At 46.1% G+C, this 19,313-nt stretch carries 13 protein-coding genes; 6 read left to right on the top strand and 7 right to left on the bottom strand.

Annotated features, from left to right (window positions below; all coding sequences use genetic code 11):
* Positions 1-131: 131 nt before the first annotated feature.
* Positions 132-1,853, top strand: a complete 1,722-nt coding sequence (locus tag H6H02_RS20015; protein ID WP_190820986.1) for a hypothetical protein — start codon at positions 132-134, stop codon at positions 1,851-1,853.
* 110 nt (positions 1,854-1,963) lie between these two features.
* Here the strand turns inward: H6H02_RS20015 and H6H02_RS20010 are convergent, their stop codons facing one another.
* Entirely contained in the window at positions 1,964-6,817 is a 4,854-nt protein-coding gene (locus H6H02_RS20010) for a CHAT domain-containing protein (protein ID WP_190820984.1), read from the bottom strand.
* A gap of 1,010 nt (positions 6,818-7,827) precedes the next feature.
* Here H6H02_RS20010 and H6H02_RS20005 point away from each other — a divergent pair.
* The gene (locus H6H02_RS20005) at positions 7,828-8,538 is read left to right on the top strand and encodes a DUF547 domain-containing protein (protein ID WP_190820983.1); all 711 of its coding nucleotides are present in this window, start codon (positions 7,828-7,830) and stop codon (positions 8,536-8,538) included.
* A 171-nt stretch (positions 8,539-8,709) separates the two neighbouring features.
* Here the strand turns inward: H6H02_RS20005 and H6H02_RS20000 are convergent, their stop codons facing one another.
* The 4 genes from H6H02_RS20000 to H6H02_RS19985 form a co-directional block, all read right to left on the bottom strand.
* Entirely contained in the window at positions 8,710-9,465 is a 756-nt protein-coding gene (locus tag H6H02_RS20000) for a TIGR04283 family arsenosugar biosynthesis glycosyltransferase (protein WP_190821035.1), read from the bottom strand.
* Positions 9,466-9,546: 81 nt separating this feature from the next.
* A complete protein-coding gene (locus H6H02_RS19995) occupies positions 9,547-10,437 on the bottom strand; it encodes a M48 family metalloprotease (protein WP_190820981.1) in 891 nt (296 codons plus the stop codon).
* Between the two features lie 613 nt (positions 10,438-11,050).
* On the bottom strand, positions 11,051-11,386 hold the full coding sequence (locus H6H02_RS19990; RefSeq protein ID WP_190820979.1) for a BMC domain-containing protein: 336 nt from the start codon (positions 11,384-11,386) through the stop codon (positions 11,051-11,053).
* A gap of 214 nt (positions 11,387-11,600) precedes the next feature.
* Positions 11,601-11,912 carry a carbon dioxide-concentrating mechanism protein CcmK gene (locus tag H6H02_RS19985; RefSeq protein WP_190820977.1) on the bottom strand — a complete coding sequence of 104 codons (312 nt, stop codon included), beginning with the start codon at positions 11,910-11,912 and terminating at the stop codon, positions 11,601-11,603.
* Between the two features lie 353 nt (positions 11,913-12,265).
* On the opposite strand from H6H02_RS19985, the gene ubiG reads away from it, so the two are divergent.
* A complete protein-coding gene (ubiG, locus tag H6H02_RS19980) occupies positions 12,266-13,021 on the top strand; it encodes a bifunctional 2-polyprenyl-6-hydroxyphenol methylase/3-demethylubiquinol 3-O-methyltransferase UbiG (RefSeq protein ID WP_199329376.1) in 756 nt (251 codons plus the stop codon).
* 215 nt (positions 13,022-13,236) lie between these two features.
* Here the strand turns inward: ubiG and H6H02_RS19975 are convergent, their stop codons facing one another.
* Both H6H02_RS19975 and H6H02_RS19970 read right to left on the bottom strand, forming a co-directional pair.
* Positions 13,237-14,091, bottom strand: a complete 855-nt coding sequence (locus H6H02_RS19975) for a rhodanese-like domain-containing protein (RefSeq protein ID WP_190820975.1) — start codon at positions 14,089-14,091, stop codon at positions 13,237-13,239.
* 61 nt (positions 14,092-14,152) lie between these two features.
* A complete protein-coding gene (locus tag H6H02_RS19970) occupies positions 14,153-15,034 on the bottom strand; it encodes an alpha/beta hydrolase (protein ID WP_190820973.1) in 882 nt (293 codons plus the stop codon).
* A gap of 198 nt (positions 15,035-15,232) precedes the next feature.
* Here H6H02_RS19970 and H6H02_RS19965 point away from each other — a divergent pair, with 198 nt between their 5' ends.
* The 3 genes from H6H02_RS19965 to H6H02_RS19955 all read left to right on the top strand — a co-directional run bounded on the left by H6H02_RS19965 (position 15,233) and on the right by H6H02_RS19955 (position 19,309).
* Positions 15,233-17,104: a tetratricopeptide repeat protein gene (locus H6H02_RS19965; protein ID WP_190820971.1), complete on the top strand. Its 1,872-nt coding sequence runs from the start codon at positions 15,233-15,235 to the stop codon at positions 17,102-17,104.
* 165 nt (positions 17,105-17,269) lie between these two features.
* Complete coding sequence (locus H6H02_RS19960) at positions 17,270-17,779, top strand: GNAT family N-acetyltransferase (RefSeq protein WP_190820969.1); 510 nt, start codon at positions 17,270-17,272, stop codon at positions 17,777-17,779.
* Positions 17,780-17,866: 87 nt separating this feature from the next.
* Positions 17,867-19,309, top strand: a complete 1,443-nt coding sequence (locus H6H02_RS19955; RefSeq protein ID WP_190820967.1) for a bifunctional orotidine-5'-phosphate decarboxylase/orotate phosphoribosyltransferase — start codon at positions 17,867-17,869, stop codon at positions 19,307-19,309.
* The last annotated feature ends 4 nt before the right edge of the window (positions 19,310-19,313 follow it).

Raw genomic sequence — 19,313 nt, 5'->3', positions numbered from 1 at the left:
CCAAATTTATTTGCCTGCGAGAACGGATAGAAACTCAGAAAGTCCCTGCTTTAAAGGTTTTTGGGGTTTTTATCTGTTTGACTCAAAAATTAAATTGTTATTATTCGCCCAACCAACCAGGAACCAAAGAGATGTCTGAAGACCTGCTATTCTTCAATGGAATTGATGGAGCAAGCGGCGATTATTTGCTACCTCCTTTGAGCGCAGAGCAAGTATCTAAGTTTGCTCAAGGCGAAGAATTCGATCCAGACAATCTAGAAGATATCGAGCTAAAAAAGCGACAAAAAGAAGAGCCTGATTTTGCTCCTATAGAGGGAGTAGACCCCAAAAACCTCGCAGAAACAGGTTGGGGAGTAATCTTTGCTTACGATGCCGATCCGGCAATTCGAGAGGCGCTCAGCGAGCTATTAGATCATCGCAAACAGCAAGCGACTCAACAGCACGAGCATTACTATCAGGAATACAAAGGTACCCAAGGCTATCGTTACGACAAGGCAAAAAATCAGTACGAGTCAAAAAAGAATTTCTTGGCACGTCAGGGAGTAGGGCCAGGTCCTGCCGATCCGGATAAAATGCCCTACTACCTGCTGATTGTTGGAGATCCAGTAACCATTCCCTATCGCTTTCAGTCCCAGCTTAGCGTTCAGTACGCAATAGGTCGCATTTACTTTGATACGCTACAGGAATACGCGCAGTACGCTCACAGTGTAGTAGAAGCTGAAACTGGCAATTTATCCCTATCCCCTAGCGCGGCCTTTTTCGGTGTGTGCAACCCAGGAGATGCTGCCACTAATCTCAGCACTCAAGACCTGATTCAGCCGTTATCTGAATGGGTTGTTGAGGAACATTCCAACTGGGATGTGAAAACGATTATAAAAGAAGAGGCAACCAAAGCGCGTCTGGGACAGCTGCTAGGAGGCAGCGAAACGCCTAGTTTGCTGTTCACTGCCAGTCACGGTATGGGTTTTCCCAATGGAGATCCGCGACAGATACCCCACCAAGGCGCATTGCTGTGCCAAGACTGGCCGGGTCGTCAATGGGGACGAAAACCGATTCCGGAAGATTTTTACTTTTCTGGGGATGATATTAGCGAACAAGCACGGCTGTTAGGGATGATTGCTTTTCACTTTGCCTGCTATGGTGCTGGCTGCCCCCAAAAGGATGAATTCGACGGTCACTCTAAATTTCTTTCCGAACGACCAGACATTGCGCCGTACCCGTTTCTTGCCCGCTTGCCGCAGAAACTCCTGAGCCATCCCAAGGGAGGTGCCCTCGCTGTCATCGGTCATGTCGATCGAGCTTGGGGTTGTTCTTTCTCTAGTTCAGATATTCGCGGTTCTAGTGCAGATCGCAGGCAGATAGCAGTTTTTCAAAGTAGCGTGAAGCGCCTGTTGGAAGGTCATCCAGTCGGATCAGCAGTGGAGTATTTTGACGAGCGCTATGCCGAAATTTCCTCTGACCTCAACATTGAGTTAGAAGATATTAAGTTTGGCGCGGTTCCCAATAATCAGAGTTTGGCTGGTATGTGGACGGCTAACAATGACGCCCGCAACTATGCGATTATTGGCGACCCCGCAGTCCGGCTAGTGGTCAGTAGTAGTAAAGATGCGATCACCGAGCGCCCCACGATTGAAACTGTGCATTTGCCTTCTAATTTGGCACAGGGTTCGGCTCAGGAAACTCCAGAGCAAGTTGTTGATGAAGCTGTCCTTAAGCAAGTTCAGACGCAACTGATTTCATCATTAGAGCAATTTGTCAATACTGTCCAAAAAGCTCCAGCTAATAACACCGATATGCAAACAGCAATGTCAATCGCCACCAATCTCTTGAATGTTTTGAAGGGATTGAGTTAATAGCGATCGCGCTTAAGTGAACTGCGGCGCGGTCAAAGTCCGCGCCGCTTTCAGGTTGCTGGGGAAGATCGCAACAGCGGAGTTGCGTCCTCGTTTTGCTCTAACGCTCCCTACTTTTTTGGTGAACTACTAGCAGTGCTAATACCATCACAAACCTGACGTTCTTCAGGCGTAAGTTTGGAATCTCGATTATTGAGATAGTCGTGTACCCAATCGCAACCCCGCTCCATCAGCTCATCTAATCCTTCAATTCGCCATAACTTAACCGTTCCATCTTCACCACCCGTAGCTAGAAGCTTACCATCCGGCCTAAAATCGACACTCTTGACCTCACCTTGATAAGTTTTGAATACAGCTACCTCTTGACCGGATACACCGGATTGACCGGATACACCGGATACATCCCATAGACGAGCAGTTGAGTCAGCTCCGGCACTCGCTAGCAGCTTACCATCCTTACTCCAACGGAGTTTCAGCACTGCACCTATATGACCTTTTAATTCTTCTCCCAGGCGGTTTCCCTTCAAATCCCACAAGCGGACAGTGCCATCACTACTACCTGTAGCCAGTTTTTGTCCGTCATTACTCCAAATGACGCTATTGATAGGTTTTTGATGCGCTCTGAATTTTTTTAGATCCTGACCTGATGAATTCCACAAACGTACCATGCCATCCACTCCTGCGGTAGCTAGTACCATGCCATCGTTTCCTGCGGTAGCTAAAAGTTTGCCATTCGGGCTAAAACTGACGCTCAGGACGTCACCTTTATGACCTTTGAATTCTTTCGTATCCTTACCAGACAAATCCCACAAGCGGGCGGTTTCATCCTTTCCTGAGGTCGCTAAAAACCTACCATCCGGGCTAAAGTTTAGACCTTGAACTTCACCTTTATGACCTTTGAATTTTCCCCGATCCTTACCAAATAAACTCCACAAACGTACCATGCCATCCCCTCCTGATGTAGCCAAAAATTTGCCATTTGGGCTAAAACTAATCTTCCAAACTACATTTGTATGACCTTTGAATTTCACCACCGGATCTACCAACGGCTTATCATCTGATAAATCCCACAGGAGAGCAGTGCTAGCTGCTCCAGAAGTCGCCAACATCTCGCCATTCGGGCTAAAACTGACACTCCAGACTGTGCCTTCTTGCGCTTTAAAATCAGTTAACTGCTGGCGATCTTGCAAATCCCATAAGCGTACAGTGTTATCGTATCCAGCCGTAGCTAAAAGCTTGCCATTTGGGCTGAAAATAACACTCCTAACTGAGTTCTTATGCCCTTTAAATTCCTTCAAGAGTTTTCCATTCAAACCCCAGTAGCGAACAACGCCGTCCTTGGAACCAGTGGCGAGGTGCTGACCATCGGGACTGAAAATGACACTAAACACCCAGTCTTTATGTCCTGACAATTCTCCCAACTCTTTTCCTTTCAAATCCCACAACTTGACAGTGCTGTCCTGAGAGGCGGTGGCGAGGTGCTGACCATCGGGGCTAAAACTGACACTAAACACCCGATCTTTATGCCCTTCAAATTTCTTTAATAGGTTGCCTTTCAAATCCCACAACTTGGCAGTGCCATCTCCAGAACCAGTAGCGATCCTCTCACCATCAGGGCTGAAAGTGATGCCCCACACTCTACTACTAGTATTATGAGCAGGAAATTTTTTGATTAAATTTCCCTCCAAACTCCATAAGCAAACGATGCCATCCCCAGAACCAATAGCGATCTTCTTACCATCAGGGCTGAAAGTGATGCTATATAACCCTGTCTCCTGCTTAGGAAATTTCTTCCATAGTTTTCCCTCCAAATCCCACAATTTTGCAGTCCCATCCTCAGCACCAGTTGCCAGTATCTGACTCTTAGGACTAAACTTGACACTTCTAATTTGCTCTTTAGTCACTACAAATTTTATGAGTTCTTTGCCATGTAAATCTGACAAACGAACTGTGCCATCATCTCCACTACTCGCCAGCATCTGACCATCTAGGCTAAAACTGACATCTGTAACTGAGCTTTCATATCCTTCTAAACGATTGAGTTCTCTGACTTCAGAAGTTACTTTTTGCAGGCTGCCCATTACTTTATTCGTTAAGGTTGTTTCTGGCAGCCACAGTTGCTTAACTTCTTTGGCAGCTTGTAAACTTCCGATCAATGCCTCTAATTGATTTGTTGCCAACTGAGCTTCTGAGGAAGCACTTAACGCCTGAATTCGCTCGCTTTCTGCTTCGCGCCACTGATATCCAGCAAAGATGGCAAATCCAGCAAAGACAAAAGCTGAGCTGACAGCGGCGAAAAGCAGGCGATGTCTGCGTTGTTTTTCTTGCCTGCGGATGCGATCGCGCCGCTCCAAACAAGCCAAGACATATTCTGCTTCTTCTTGGTTGAGATGTACAAATTTGGGCTGTTTCAATAACACTTGTGCATCTTCTAACCTTCCGCCCTGATGGATTAAATAGCTGTTTTGGTCTGGTTGCTTTTGGTGCTGGTGCCAATCTTCTGCCGCCTGACATATGGTTTCTCGGAGTTGCAAGTCAGTGCGGTTCTGGCTCAACCACTCCTTCAATGTTGGCCAATAGCGGATTAAAGCTTCGTGGGCGACTTCTACTTCTTCCTTCCCGGTAGTTTGGTTCCGACTGGTGACGACTAGCCGTACCCCTTCACCCGCTAGCTGCTGTACCAACTTCTTTGTCTGGGCCAGATTGCTCCCACTCGGCACTAGATCCTCTAGTTCCACTCGCTGGCGGGTGTCCCGTCGCTTCTCTCCCTGGATGGCATTCTTATCCAGGCGAGTCAAGCGCAAGAAAATATTCTGGATTTGCTCTTGTTGCTTAGCTGGTAGGCTATTGTAAAAATCATCAGCAGTTTTAGCGATCGCCTGGTGAACTCTACCGATAGATTGGTACTCCTCATCGCACATCCAGCGCCCCCGCCGCCGCTTCCACAGTTCCTGCAACGCATATTGCAGCAGTGGCATTGCCCCAGGCTCCCCTTGCACATCATTGAGAATCGAGTGGCTCAAGCCAGTTTCAAAGCGCAACCCTCCCCTATCTGCCTGCATCTTCATCGCTGTAATTAGTTCGGCCGGTTCCATCGGCCCAACCAATTTTTGTCGAGTTTCAATCCGCTTTCTCAGTTCGGGGTAGAAGGTACACTCTCCTAAAAAGTCCGCCCGCATCGTAATCACAACCTTCCGCCGCTCGGCAAGGTGTAACAACTTGTCGATAAATTCTTGCCGATTGGCTTTATCTTCGCAGAGGGTGAACAGTTCCTCAAATTGGTCTACCACCAGTACCGAAGGCTGTTGGGATACCTTTAACAGTATTTCTAATTGTTTCAGCGGCTCGTTGCTCGGTGTGATGCGAACCGACTGTAGGCTTGGCTCCTGCTCTTTAAGCTTAGGAATCAGTCCAGCTAGCACTACGGATGATTTGCCGCTGCCCGAAGCACCGATAACCGCTAAGAAATTATCCTTCGCAAGTTCCTTTTGTAAGTCTCTAATCAGCTCATCGCGCCCAAAAAAGAACTTATGGTATTGTTCTTCAGCAAAGGAAGATAGACCGGGAAAAGGACAATCAGCCTTGTATTCTGGTGGTTCCTTGCCCAAAGCTGCCAGAGCATCAAAGCTAATTTCCAGGACTTGATCGCACAGGTTATCGATCTCTACTATTGCCTGCTGGCGCTGTTCACTCGCTATGCGTGACTCGGCTCCTTGGGTACCGTTGAGCGTCTCTACCTGCCTTTTAAAGCTCTCCTTGAGTACGGAGGCATGAGGGGCGCGTTCTTGAAGGAGTTGGCTCAGCTTGCCAATACCATAGTCGATTTCCTCGTCAGTTAAATCCCGATCGTCAAGGCGATCGCTAAATAAGGGACGCCCACCCAAGCGGCTAAATAGAGCCGGGACAGCAATATCGTGGCGCTTTCCCAGTCCGGCTGTTGCCTCTTGTAGTGCCGTATCTACCTCTCCGGACTCTCTGAGTCGTCGATAAAAGCTCTGTCCTAGAGCCAAGCCTGTCTCTACGCTCACCTTGCGAGTCATCGCTACTACAGCAGGCATCCCTAAATTTCTGACCAATCGCTGACCTAATCCACCTAATCCTGCTTCTGCTCTAGGGTCGGCACTCTCGCAAGTACACAGAAAGGCAAAGTGAGGTAAGCTCCTCTGATGATTACCGATATTTTTCAACTCTGAGAGTAATTCTTCTCCCGTAACTGGCTGAACTTGGTTATCGGCTTTTGCCCAGTACAGAACAGTTTCTCCGTTATCCAGCAGCTTGCCGTGGGCGACAAAGTGCAGCAAGGTGTATGGCTTCTTGGAGTTAGTCAGTTGCTTAGACAGTTCTTGTAGGGTTGGGGGCCCGATCGCACCTGCAACATCATTTGCCAAAACTTCATAAGGAATTTCACCAAGCGCTTCCTTGACTCCAGATAAGACAGCTTCAACGTCAAAAGGTGCTAATTGAAACTTACCGATATTAGAGGGACTCGCTACCAGCACCAGTGCCCGCAAGTCGCGTCGCCCAATGGGGGGAAAACGGCGATCGATAATAGTGGGAATGTACAGGGAAAAGGGAACGCGCTGGTCGCGGGCTAAAAGATCCCAATCCTCGTCGGCATCAATCGGAGCACACAGCCTTTCCCAATGCAAGGTCTTTACTTTGTCGTTGTCAGCCGCTTCAATCGATAGCAAAATTCGCAGGCGACAGTCCTGACTGCTCTTGGATAGGGCACGAATAAAGGTGTCGTACACAGCCCCTCGAAACAGGGCTTTGCCTAGTAGGGTGCCGTATTCCCTCTCGTTTTCTTGCTGTTGAGTGAGTTCGTTGAAGTCATCCTGACTTAGCTCAAGAGTCTCTTTTGAATGGATGGTTAGGCCATCCGGTTGCTTACACCTGACAACAATAGGCCAGCTACTATCGCCTGATTTGCTCTGGATGGTAATCTCGAACTCAAAGACATTCATGCATTTTTCCTTTGATTATTTCTCGCTCTCCAGATGCCGGAGAACGAATTATTTGTCGTTATTATGAGACGTTATTACGAGGCTATAAATACAGTGAGTAGTTCTTTTGGTTCACTCTAGGTAGAAGAAAAATAATATAGCCGTTCTCACTTATATACGGTAAAGTTTTGCTCTCTCTTTGGAATAGAGAGAGGCTTTTAAATTAGCCCTTTTCTCGATTCCGGGAACTCTGTTAGAAGTTAGGTCTTGACTGTACTTGACTCAACCGAGAAGCACTATAAGGCTTTTTTTCCCCTCGCAGCAGAGCAAATTTTGAATCCCTTACAACGAGATACTTTTGCTGTTCGATAGCTTAACCCATGTTTTTATCAGTTTTTTATCGCTTAAATAATTGTTACTAATAAAACTTATTATTTTATTATTTGGCTATAATTTATATTTTTATAGATTAATTACGGAAAACAAAGGGTTTAACACTTAAGCTATTGTTAAGTATAGAGCTAAAAAAGTTTTTTTAAACTTAAATAAGTCGAAGGCAATGTTTATTGTGCGGCTACAATCCGAGTAATAGCTATATAGATAAAAGCCTCCGAGGTTTCGAGTATTCTTTGATAATCGCCAGATAAACACACGTTTAATTGCGCTTAATATGCGTTATTTATTCGCGTGTAAGTGGTGTTAATGTTTGCAACTTTAGCTTCAGTCTTATGAGCTTTTTTACAGCTAAACCTACCTTTGAAAACATCTTCTAAAAGAAGAGGAAAGGTGAATTGTTCTTCCTTTACTTATAGGAGACACACATCTTGCATCAGTTACAATACAGCAAGAGATTTTAATCTGTTTCTAATAGCAAAATTCCTCTTAAATGGAATTTTTATACTGACTAGATAAAGATTTAAGGCCATTAAAATAAACTTTGGCTATAAGCTGTAGAAATTTATTTCTTTGCGGGTTTTGGGAGTAACTCTAATATGGGGTTAGATTTGTCCGCTCGGAGAAAGTATTGAGCCATGATCGACTTTACAGTTTGGGATGAGCTACTGCGCCGATACGTCGATCTAGAAGGTCGCGTCGATTATCATGCTTGGTCTTTAGAGCGATCGCAAGCGCTTCCTCAATGGCTAGCTTCTTTACAGCAACTAGATTTGCGGGATTATCCCAACCCAGATGAACGGTTGGCGCTGTGGCTGAATTTATATAATGCGATCGCGATCAATCAAGTTCTAGAACGCTATCCCATCCCCTCCATCCGACCGAAGATTTTAGGAATTCCCAACTGGATTGCCTTCCTGTTGTTCTTTATCCGTCCCGTCTATTCCTTTGCAGGTAAGCGCTACAGCCTCAACCAAATCGAGCATGGCATCCTCCGCCGCGAATTTGACGAACCCCGCATCCACTTCGCCCTGGTTTGTGCTTCTATTGGTTGTCCGCTGTTGCGAAACGGTGCATACTTTCCGGAATCGGTGCGGACTCAGTTAGAGAATGACGCCAGCCGTTTTATTAACAATCCCGATAAAGTTCGCTACGATTCCCAAACGGGAACGCTGTACTGTAGCAAAATTTTCAAGTGGTACAAGAGCGATTTACTGAAAGTTGCACCTTCTATTCCTGAATACATCCGCTTGTATTTAAAAACCGACGCTCCTATCGACGCTTCAACGCCGATTTCCTATCTGTATTACGACTGGAATTTAAATGAAAAAAGAGTTATTAGTTGTTAGTTGAGCGACAGCAGATGCACCTTGATATTAAATCCAGTTGATTACCGACTCCCCGGAACCCCACCCCGCCAACGCCTGCGGCTCTGGCTCCCCTCCCCGCAAGCGGGGAGGGGTTGGGGGTGGGGTTCTTTTATTATGATCAATTAGACAGCTTTTATAACTAATCACTAATTAGCGAATTTCCTCATAAAACTTTTTCAGGTAAGTTGCTTCAACTCCAATACCCCAAAGAAAGCCGATGTAGAGATAGATCGCGGTAGCCTTCAGCGAACCCCATTTTGCCACACGGCGATCGCTACTTTGCACAACTCGATTCACTTGACGAATCCGCCCTTGTTTCACCAGCTTCAGGCACAAATCCGCTTCCTCCATAATCGGCAATGCTGGATCGAAACCGCCACATTTCCAGAAATCGGCGCGACGACAAAACATCACCTGATCGCCAAATAACAATCGCAACCCCTGAAAAAATAAACGAGGTCGGAAAAGCAGGGGCGCGTAGTAAGTTTTGAGGTAATTGTGCAGCGAAACTCCCCAGCGCGTCGTCTGGGAACCTGCCATCAAAGAAATAAACCCGCCGCCAGCAACGGCTGGATCTGCTAAAGTTTGCTCAACCACTGCCACAAAATCATCTGGAACCGAAGTGTCTGCGTGTAAGAAGCACAGGATATCCCCCGTCGCCGCTTCTGCGCCTCGGTTCATCTGCACCGAACGCCCGCGAACATCACAACAGAGGACACGCGCTTGAGAAGAAAGCGCGATCGCTTGTAAGATCCGCTGGGCGATCGCAACTGTCTCATCGTCACTTCCCCCATCTACCACCAGCACTTCCCAAGCTGGAGGATCTAGTAAATTCAACTGGCGCAGCGTGCGTTCTAAGCACGTCGCCTCGTTCAGCGTGGGAATAATAATCGAAACGCGAGACATCTCCGGTGTTAGCATCCTCATTCAATAAAAAACCGGCGTTACCACCGGCTAAAATCAAGCATCACCAGCACTGCTTGCACATTATGCGATCGCTGGAGTCATTTGCTTTTGTTGCTTTTGTTGCTGAGCCAACTCTACAAGACGACGAATCCGATCCTCAGTCGGGGGATGGGTACGGAAAAGAGATTGCAACCCTTTTGTCGAGATAGGATTGACAATCAGTAGCGGCGACATCGTTGGATTGCCATTCATCGGAATCTGATGACCCATTGCCTCAAGCTTCTCCAACGCACTGGCAAGCGCCAAAGGATTCCCCGTGATTTCCGCCGAACCCAAGTCAGCAGAAAACTCCCTAGTGCGGGAAATCGCAAACTGAAGCAGCGCCGCCGCAATCGGAGCCAAAACGATTAGAAACAAGGAACCCAAAGCGTTTCCCCCTCGGCGGTCATCGCGGGTGACAGGGCCATAGAGCGCTCCCAACGTGAGAATCCGCCCCGCAAAGGTAATTGCTCCAGCGATGGTGCCTGCAACCGCCTGAGTGAGAGTGTCGCGGTTTTTGACATGAGTGAGTTCGTGAGCCAAAACACCTTCAAGTTCTTCGCGGGAAAGCAATTCCATAATCCCTTGAGTCACTGCCACAGAGGCATGATCCGGATCTCGTCCGGTTGCAAAAGCATTGGGAGATTTGGTTGGCACGACAAACAGCTTGGGCATGGGAATCCCGGCTTTTTGGCTCAGGGAAGCCACCATATCATAGAGTTCTGGAGCCTCTTGACGGGCAATCGGTTGAGCGCGATACGCCATCAAGGCAGCTTGGTCAGAATAGTACCAAGAGCTAAAACTACTGAATGCCGCAAAAGCCAGACCTAGGTATAGCCCCTGCTCGTTGCCTACCAGATAATAGCCACCCAGAACCAGAAGACCGCTGAGGAGTCCCAGCAATGCTGCTGTCTTAATTTGGTTTCCAAACATGATTTTTATAAAACAGTGGTTGAGAATTTTACTTTAGGTTGTTTTTAAGTTCTCAGATTTTAGAGGGATCTGCTCTCTATCCCATGTATGAAAATCGTCTATTCCGGCTGGTAGGGAAATCATGGTGTCAGAGGACAATTTCTTATTTTTCCGTCTCTTGGCAAAGCTTGGGGATGTTTGAAAAGTTCTCTAGGTGACGCTGAAATCTTGGAGATCCCTCCTAGCCTTGCTTTTTAAGGGGAAAATCTTCAAAGTCCCCTTTTTTTTAGCGTTAGCGTTCGTGTAGCGGCGCGGATGCGCCAGAGGGATGCGCTCTCTTCGCGGGGATGCAAAGGGGATCTCTAACCCATAGCGGTTGAAAAAGCACTTTTCAAACATCCTCTAAATATGTCGTTTTAATTATCTGTAGGATGGGTAACGCTCGCCCTCTGCCCATCGAACCTCTACAACTTTGGGGTTGAGTAGCGATTCGCCCAACCTACGCAACTAAGAATTTCCAGATAAAAAAACCCGTTTTCTACTAGAAAACGGGTTTCACCACAAGCTTTGATATAAATCAGCACTCAGTGCGCCAAGAAAGCGCCGCTATGCTAACAGCACAAATGCACTTTCTTTACCTGCGTACTATCGGCTGTTCCACAGCATCTCGGTACTGTTGCACTTCTTCAGTAAAGCCAATTGGCAGAACGCTTACAACATTTTCATGGGGACGGGGAATAATCACCCAGGATTCTACAACGCCACCATAAACTTTTTCTACTGCGGCAATTCCCGCCTCCATTGAAGTTTTCACCTCTGAAACATCGCCCCGAATATTGACATTAAAACGGGCGCTACCAACTCGGATATATCCGACTAGGGTAACTCTTCCAGCTTTAACCATTGCATCTGCCGCTGCTAGGACAGCAGGAAAGCCTTTCGTTTCTATCGATCCAACTGCCTGTGGCATTGGCTATCTCCTGAATTTGAATTTAATTGAGTTACGTGGAGCTAATAACTAATTGTACGAATTTTCGATGCACCTTTTGATGGAAATGCCCCTTGCCTTCACTTTCCAACTTTTTGACTTGACAAAAGACCAAACAATCGAGTAAACAAAATCTCCAGACTTTCTGGGATGGCTGGCAATATCCACCCGAAATTAAGTTTCGATTGTTAACCAACTACGACATACGGAACTGTTCAACTTTCTCGGTAAAATGAATGGGCATAATAGTCTCAACATTTTCAGTAGGATTGGGGATGATGTAGTGGGAGATGACTTGACCTCCGTAGACTGTCTCTGCGGCTTTAATCCCTGCCTCAACAGCGATGTTGACTTCAGAAACTTTTCCCCGAACGGAAACCATAAAGTTCCCTTTTTCTACAAGTGCATAATGAACCAGCGTGACTGCACCAGCTTTAACCATTGCGTCTGCTGCTGCTAGTACAGCTGGGAACCCTAACGTTTCAATCGTTCCCACTGCCTGTGGCATAAAATCAGCTCCTTCATTCCCAGCAATATTCCCAGCAATATTTCATTGTACGAGGCTTGTGATAATATTTTTGATTTTAGATTTAAGATTTGTGCTTCTGGAGACAAAGCGAGAAGCGCGGCTACGGGCAGTATAGGCTAGCTTTTGTGTTCAGATGTGGCGAAGATAGCGATCGCTACCTTTCATAAAGGGCATCCTACTAGATGCCGATAGGCTAGAAGTGGAATGATTGAGTCCGCAATGTCAGCATAATTTTTCCACTGAAGCAGTGACTAAAATTACCTTAGATACCTTACCTTAGATACCTTAGATACCTTAGATACGTTTGTCCTATCAACCTTCCCAGATACAGGATGGAAAGCAAATCCTTGAAAAAAAACGACTTAAAATTTTATGATTTGAGTGCCGATAGGTGGTGGCAGGAAGACGAGAAAATCTATGCTCTCTATCATCTTAATCAACCCCGATTTGATTTTTTCGATCGCCATGTTTCAAATTGGCAAGGATTGCAAGCCTTAGATGTTGGATGTGGCGGCGGATTTACCTGCGAATTTATGGCGAAAAGAGGAGTAAAAGTCTCAGGAATCGACCAATCTGCTAAATGTATTCAACAAGCTCAAGATCATGCATCGCTAAGCGGACTTCAGATTGACTATCAACACGGATATTCTGAAAATCTCCCTTATCGTGCCAATACCTTTGATATTGTCGTTTGTGTTGATGTTTTAGAACATGTGGCAGATTTACGACAGACAATTTCTGAAATACATAGAATTCTAAAGCCAAATGGTTTATTTTTATTTGACACAATTAATAAGACTTTTCTATCCAAATTCATTATGATTTGGCTACTAGAAAATATTTTACAGGAGATTCCTCGTGGTATTCACGATTGGAATCAGTTTATTAAACCGCAAGAATTAACAACCTTAATGCATAGCCAGGGATTTAGCAGTATAGAAATTAAAGGGTTTAATATATTTGGTGAAAGCATTTATAAAAACTTGCTTGCTTATATTTACTACAAAAAAACAGGTAAATTTCAAGTAGGAATTAGCAACAATATTTCAGTTATGTACATTGGTAAAGCCCTGAAAATGCCTCAATAAAGGTTGTTTATTATTCTAAAATTTATTTCTAAACAAAACTAAATTATTTATATAGGAATCTTAATTGATTCGCCAAGGCGAAATCCCCCCCTGCCCCCTTTTTGAAGGGGGGAGAATCAACTCATGAGTCCCTCTTTTTAAGGGGGCAGGGGGGGATCTCTACCGTTTAAGCGTCTCGATTATGACTTTTCAGACATCCTCTTAATTTATTTTTCCTATTTGGATTCAGATTTTAGAGGATAATGATTGGCTGGCAAAGCTGACCACTCTAACATTGAACCTGCATAATTTTTTACATTATTAAATCCTAAATCAACAAGTACAGCCGTGAAGAAAGCTGAGCGGATGCCGCCTGTACAATAAGTAATAATAGGAGTATGATGCTGAATTCCTAATCTTTCCAACTTATCAATAATCTGGTCACGAGGCAGCAAATTCCCCTTAGCATCTTTCAAATCTTGGAAGTAGAAATGCACCGCACCAGGGAGATGTCCTCCCCGCTGTTCGCCGTAAGCGGGAGTTCCTGCATATTCCCTTGCTTCGCGGGTATCAATGACAATGAAATCTTGGGATATTTCTTTAGCGGAAAGATTGGCTTTGAGTTCATCGCGCTGAATTTCCCATAAGGAAGTTCGTTGCACAACAAAATTGCCAGGTTTGGGTTGAGTCACTCCCCACACAATCGGGACACCTGCTTTAACAAGCGCTGAATGTCCCCCATCGACAAAGACGGCTTGTGAATGTCCTAGAGTGCGTAACATCCAAACAATGCGCCCTTCTTCACCAAAATTGTGCGCTGGATTGCCAACAACAACGACAGGTTTATTGTTACAAATGCCGACAGCGCGAAGTTTTTCTTCCAAAATTTCTGGATTCTCAATCAACTTTCCCTTATTTGGTGATTGTTGTTGCGAGAATTGCTGCCAAGTGACATGAACAGCGCCAGAAATATGCCCAAGCAACCAGGCAACTGGATTGCGAACATCTAAAATCGTCGCATCCAGCTCAATTAATTCCTTCGCTGCTTCTGCACTGACTACCCATCGATGAGCGAGAGAATCCTGATTCATAGCTTTAACGCTACCCTTAAAACTCCTTTGCGTACCTTTGCGTTAAAAATAAATCCTAAAATCACCTAAAAGCCAAAATATGCTTAGCGGTAATCTCTGGCTGTTCAAATTGAGGAACGTGCCCGCAATTCTCGATCCAAATTAGTTGAGAATGAGCGATCGCTCTCTTAAACCTCTCGGCATCATCCGTACCCAACATATCATCCGCCTCTCCCCACAGAATCAGCGTCCGCTTATCGATTTGCGGAATTCTACCCGCTAAATTCCAGTAACCGCCACTTTTCATAAACGCGATGATTGCTTCGTGCCAACCGGGCATTTCCATGTGCAGCGCCGCACACCGAATCGCCTCAATTGCAGTCGGTTCCAAGTTGCCAAAAGTGCTGCCCCATAACAGCGCTTGGAGTTTGCGCTGACGCCAATATTCGACTGCCAGAAAGTCTAAGGGAGGAAAGAGATAGGAGGCAAGCGGGAAGCTACCGCTGAAACCTACACTGTCAATTAACACCAGCTTTTTGACAGCGTGCGGGTAAGTGAGGGTGAAGTCAATTGCTGCTGCACCTCCCATCGAAGCGCCTACCAACATAACTGGCACTTGGATGTAAGTTTTCCAGAAGTAATACAGGTGTGTCTTGATGGCGTCGGGGTTATACAAAATTCCCTGCACTCGATCTGTAAAGCCAAATCCCAACAAATCTACCGTCCACGTTTCATTTTGGGCGGCGAGTAGTGGTAGCAAGCAGCGGAACTCTAGCACCGAACTATCAAAACCGGGTAGTAACAGAATTGGGGTGCCACCGTTCCCCTGATGGACGTAAGCTGTAGCTATCGGTTGTGGCGAGAGAGGAGTTTTAATCGCCTGACGTTCAATTTTTTGAGCAAGGGCGATGGATGCGGACTCGCGCAACTGCTGAACTTGGGAGGGTAGAAAATCGGCAAACATCAGCGTTAGTGTTTCTCCACACTTTGTAGTATGCGAACTCAGTAAATTATTCAGTACACTGCAAAGTAAATAAGTTATTTTCTCCCCTCTTAAAAAAGGAAAGGTAAGTCTAACCCCCTCCCTGCAAGGGAAGCGGGAGCAAAACAGGGGAGAAGCGAACCGAACAGTATTGCCTACAATTCCACTTAACCACTCCCCATGACAGACTCTCTGCCTTTGCGCGATCGCTATCTACAATTAATCGACCAAATTGTACAAACCACCCTCAAAGGGCAGATTCGCTCGAAAGAACAGGTGTACAAAATGCTCGTCAAGGATGTGACTCCGGGTACGGGCGAAATTTTCGAGCGAGTTTTGGAAGAAACCTTAAGCGCTACCCAGCAACAGGTGGACACGCAAAAGGATGAAATGAAGCTTGCCAAAGCGACTCGTACCTTGAGGGCGATGCAAACGATTCGGGGAGAATGGGAACGGGCGCAGGAAAAGAATCGGGCGACGGATGCGATCGCTACCGCTGTTCAACAAATTATCGCTTCCCCATCAGACGATAAGCTAGCAGCTTTATTACGGGTGATCGACCCCAATTTAGCGCAACCTTTGAACTTATCGCAGTTGGCATCTGCACTAAAGCAACAAGCGCCAGAAATTACCCATCCTGAACAAGATCGAGATGTGCAGCAACTTGCTGAAGGTCTTGTCCGTGGCTTGGAATCTTGGCAACGCTTGGAAGGCCACCTGGTAAGCTGGATCTACGACCAAAATCGCTCCTTAGGATTTGAAGGCACATCGGCGCAAAGTGGCCCTTGGGCAGTTTGGGAAAAACAAGTCAATAGCCCCTATCCTCAGGCATTATTCCACACGATTTCCCTCAACGAATCATTAATCGAATTCGTAGGCAAACAACCGCCTGACTTGATTTCCTTCGTTGAATTAACGGTAATTTTGCAATACTTGCAGCGGGGGTTGGTGAACTGGTTCGACAAGCTGGTTTACGACTCCAAAGTGGGCGCGAAGCTGTCGATTTCCACTTTTCTGACTTTTGCCGTTATTTGGTCGCAGTTAGCGAATGGCTTGAATCAGGCGACGATTCTCAATTCTAGTTCGCGCGATCGCTTAGTGAATGGCTGTTTTCAAATTACCCTACAAATCCTCAGAACCTTTTCCCAGCGGCAATATTTCCCCCTCTACGGGGGCATTTTCGCCTCATTTTCCGGTGCAAATCTCCGCACGACCCTTGACTATCTAGATGCACCGCTACGACAAGTGGAAGGCACGCAAGAAAAAGCTCGGATTTTGACCTTAATGGGCTATTCCCAGCGGGCGCAAGGTCGATATGCAGACGCGATCGCATTTCACGAACAAGCCTTAGAAATCGCCAGAAATGCAGGCGATCGCCCTTGTGAAATTGCCAATTTCAATCACCTCAGTCGCACCTGCGTCGCGCAAAAAAACTATGCCGAAGCCATCAGCTATAGCCAACGGGCTTTAATTCTCTCTCGTCAAACGGGAGACAGATTAGGAGAAGCCAATGCCCTCGCTAATCTCGGCTATAGCGAAGTTTTCCAAGCACAACAATTAGAACAAGTAGAACCCGAAGTTTACGAGACAGCCATTAACTATTTGCAACAAGGATTGCAGTTATCAGAACGATTAGGCGACGGTCAAAGTAAAGCCCTTTGTTGCAGTAGTTTGGGCATTGCCTTGTTGATAGTAGAACAACCCCAAGAAGCGATTAAATACCTGGAATCCGGCTTACAAGCCGCCCAATTTTCCGGCGATTTATACCTGCAAGGGCGAAACTTAGCTTACTTATCCGAAGCCCACTATAGTCTGCAAAACATCGATAAAACAATCCTTACAGGTAGCCTGGGAATGTATCTCCTAGAGCAGATTGCTGCGGAAGAGTGGCGGAAAACCGCAGGCTTACTCACCATCTTGCAAGGACAAATGGGAGCAGAAGCGTTCCAGAAAAAATTGCAACAATCGCGCCCACAAATCATCGCCCTTATCGGTGTTGATGGCTACGATTATATTCCCCAAATTTTAGAAAGATATAAGGAATCGATGTAGTCAGCCCGCCAGGAGTTTAAACTCCTGGCTAATAACTAAAGTCCGTTAAAACGGACTGAATACATTGAAACTTAGTTGGAGGATGGGCATTGCTCATCTGATTTTATGCAATTTCCAAGCAAAATACTAGAATAAATCTGTCGTACAAATGAAAATACTGCAAAGATGTCATTTCAAGAGAAAAGCGATTTAATATCTGAACAGCCGGAGAAATTTATCTTCTCGGATAACAAAGGTCGAAAATATGAGTTGTGCCTAGAAATGGATGATGATAAGTGCATTTACGTGAGGTTAAAACATCGAGGGATAAAGGTGGGCGAAGCTAACTGTGTCCGGTACCCGCCGGATAAACTATTATTAGCAGACCTTAATATCTACGATGAAGTTATTCACATTCCCCAAAACTTTTGGGATGTTTTTCTAAAAATAGTCTTGAATCGAAGTAAGAAAAAAAACTACCGCAAAAGAGGATTAGGTTCTTATCTTCTACAGTTCGTAATTAAACACGCTTCCAAGAAGGGTATAAAACTTATTTTCGGAAAGGTCGTTAAGAGGGATAGTGATAATAACCCTAAGCTGCTTGAATGGTATAGAAAACACGGATTTGAAGTGGACTATACTACTGGTAACGACGATCCAGATACAGTAGCAAGAATATATATGAACCTTAGCTAAGGCAAGCAGACGAAAGTGCCTAAGTTTTATAGCCACCTGTCGCGCTCTCCTTCTCATCGGTAGCAATCGCCTCTAAAAAAAACACCTATGAACTTCTTCGATAAGCTACTTAAAGCAATCGAGCGCAATCAAAGCTTACTGTACGCAAGCCTCGACCCGGATATAGAGAATCTAGAAAAGCGCAATGGGGCTAGTGCCATTCTCCCTGCGGGCGATCGCACTCTCATCGGCGATCGCCTACAATTTGCGATCGCCCAAACCGCCGATTTAGTCTGCGCCTACAAACTCACGCTTGGCTTTTATCAAGCACTGGGGGCAACAGGTTTAGAACTCCTTCAGCAAACCCTAGCCGCTATCCCCGCCGATATTCCAGTGATTTTAGACGCTAAGCACGGCGACCTCAACACCAGCACCGTTTTTGCCCAAACCGTCTTTGAAGACTGGAAGGTGGATGCTGTCACCTTGAGTCCTTATCCAGGACTTGACTTAGCGGCTCCCTTTTTGGTCTATCCGAGCAAAGCAGTCTTTGTGCTATGTACCACTGACAACCCATCAGCCGCCGTGTTGCAAGAATATCCAGGCACCGGGCTACCCTTTTACATGCATTTGATAAAAGAAGCGCAAACTTGGGGCACCCAAGAACAACTAGGGCTAGAAGTAGGCGCTGCAATGCCGGAAACTCTGACTCGCATCCGCAATATCGCACCAGAACGCCTCATATTCGTGCAGGGATGGTCAGAAAACCAAAACTTAAGTGAAATTCTAGCGGCTGGCTTAAACAGCTATGGAGAAGGGCTACTCCTGCCAGTCCCCCCAGATTTATTAACCACCGAACACCCCGCTGAGGCTGTCCAAGCCTTACGCGACAGTGTTAATGAAGAACGTTTCAGAATTGTGCAGGAAAGCCCCACCTGTGACTTGTGGCTTCCGGATGTCTGCTTCTTGCAACATTCTCCCAACCGAGATTTGATTTTGCAACTTTACGACCTGGGTTGCATTATGTTTGGCGATCGCGTGCAAGCCTCTGGAGAGATTTTCCCCTATTACATCGACCTGCGCGTCATCATTTCCCAACCGCAAATCTTCCATCAAATCTTGAGTGCTTACGCCGAGATTCTCAAACATTTGCATTTTGACCGAATAGCCGGAATCCCTTACGGTTCCTTGCCCACCGCTACAGGGTTAGCGCTGCGCCTAGACCGCCCGATGATTTTCCCGCGCAAGGAGGTAAAATCTCACGGCACCCAACGAGTCATTGAGGGTCATTTCCAGCCGGGAGAAACCATTGTCGTTGTCGATGATATTCTCATCAGCGGCAATAGCGCTATGAAGGGGGCAACGAAACTCAAAGATGCTGGATTAAATGTCGAAGATATCGTGGTGTTGATCGACCATGAAAAAGGAGTCAAAGATCGGCTTCAGGAAAACGGCTATCGGGGTCATTCTGTCCTGAGAATGGGGGAAGTTGCCGAAACGCTGTACGAATCGGGGCGCATCAATTCCGAGCAATTCCAAGCTTTGAGCCATTAGCCTC

Origin of the sequence: Coleofasciculus sp. FACHB-1120 (assembly GCF_014698845.1) — a bacterium.
GTDB lineage: Bacteria > Cyanobacteriota > Cyanobacteriia > Cyanobacteriales > FACHB-T130 > FACHB-T130.
This window is presented reverse-complemented; position numbering and strand designations above follow the sequence as displayed.

Bases quoted from the DNA above. Each gene is read 5' to 3' on its own strand.
- H6H02_RS20015 (WP_190820986.1), top strand. From the start codon at position 132: ATGTCTGAAGACCTGCTATTCTTCAATGGAATTGATGGAGCAAGCGGC.
- H6H02_RS20010 (WP_190820984.1), bottom strand. From the start codon at position 6,817: ATGAATGTCTTTGAGTTCGAGATTACCATCCAGAGCAAATCAGGCGAT.
- H6H02_RS20005 (WP_190820983.1), top strand. From the start codon at position 7,828: ATGATCGACTTTACAGTTTGGGATGAGCTACTGCGCCGATACGTCGAT.
- H6H02_RS20000 (WP_190821035.1), bottom strand. From the start codon at position 9,465: ATGTCTCGCGTTTCGATTATTATTCCCACGCTGAACGAGGCGACGTGC.
- H6H02_RS19995 (WP_190820981.1), bottom strand. From the start codon at position 10,437: ATGTTTGGAAACCAAATTAAGACAGCAGCATTGCTGGGACTCCTCAGC.
- H6H02_RS19990 (WP_190820979.1), bottom strand. From the start codon at position 11,386: ATGCCACAGGCAGTTGGATCGATAGAAACGAAAGGCTTTCCTGCTGTC.
- H6H02_RS19985 (WP_190820977.1), bottom strand. From the start codon at position 11,912: ATGCCACAGGCAGTGGGAACGATTGAAACGTTAGGGTTCCCAGCTGTA.
- ubiG (WP_199329376.1), top strand. From the start codon at position 12,266: ATGGAAAGCAAATCCTTGAAAAAAAACGACTTAAAATTTTATGATTTG.
- H6H02_RS19975 (WP_190820975.1), bottom strand. From the start codon at position 14,091: ATGAATCAGGATTCTCTCGCTCATCGATGGGTAGTCAGTGCAGAAGCA.
- H6H02_RS19970 (WP_190820973.1), bottom strand. From the start codon at position 15,034: ATGTTTGCCGATTTTCTACCCTCCCAAGTTCAGCAGTTGCGCGAGTCC.
- H6H02_RS19965 (WP_190820971.1), top strand. From the start codon at position 15,233: ATGACAGACTCTCTGCCTTTGCGCGATCGCTATCTACAATTAATCGAC.
- H6H02_RS19960 (WP_190820969.1), top strand. From the start codon at position 17,270: ATGTCATTTCAAGAGAAAAGCGATTTAATATCTGAACAGCCGGAGAAA.
- H6H02_RS19955 (WP_190820967.1), top strand. From the start codon at position 17,867: ATGAACTTCTTCGATAAGCTACTTAAAGCAATCGAGCGCAATCAAAGC.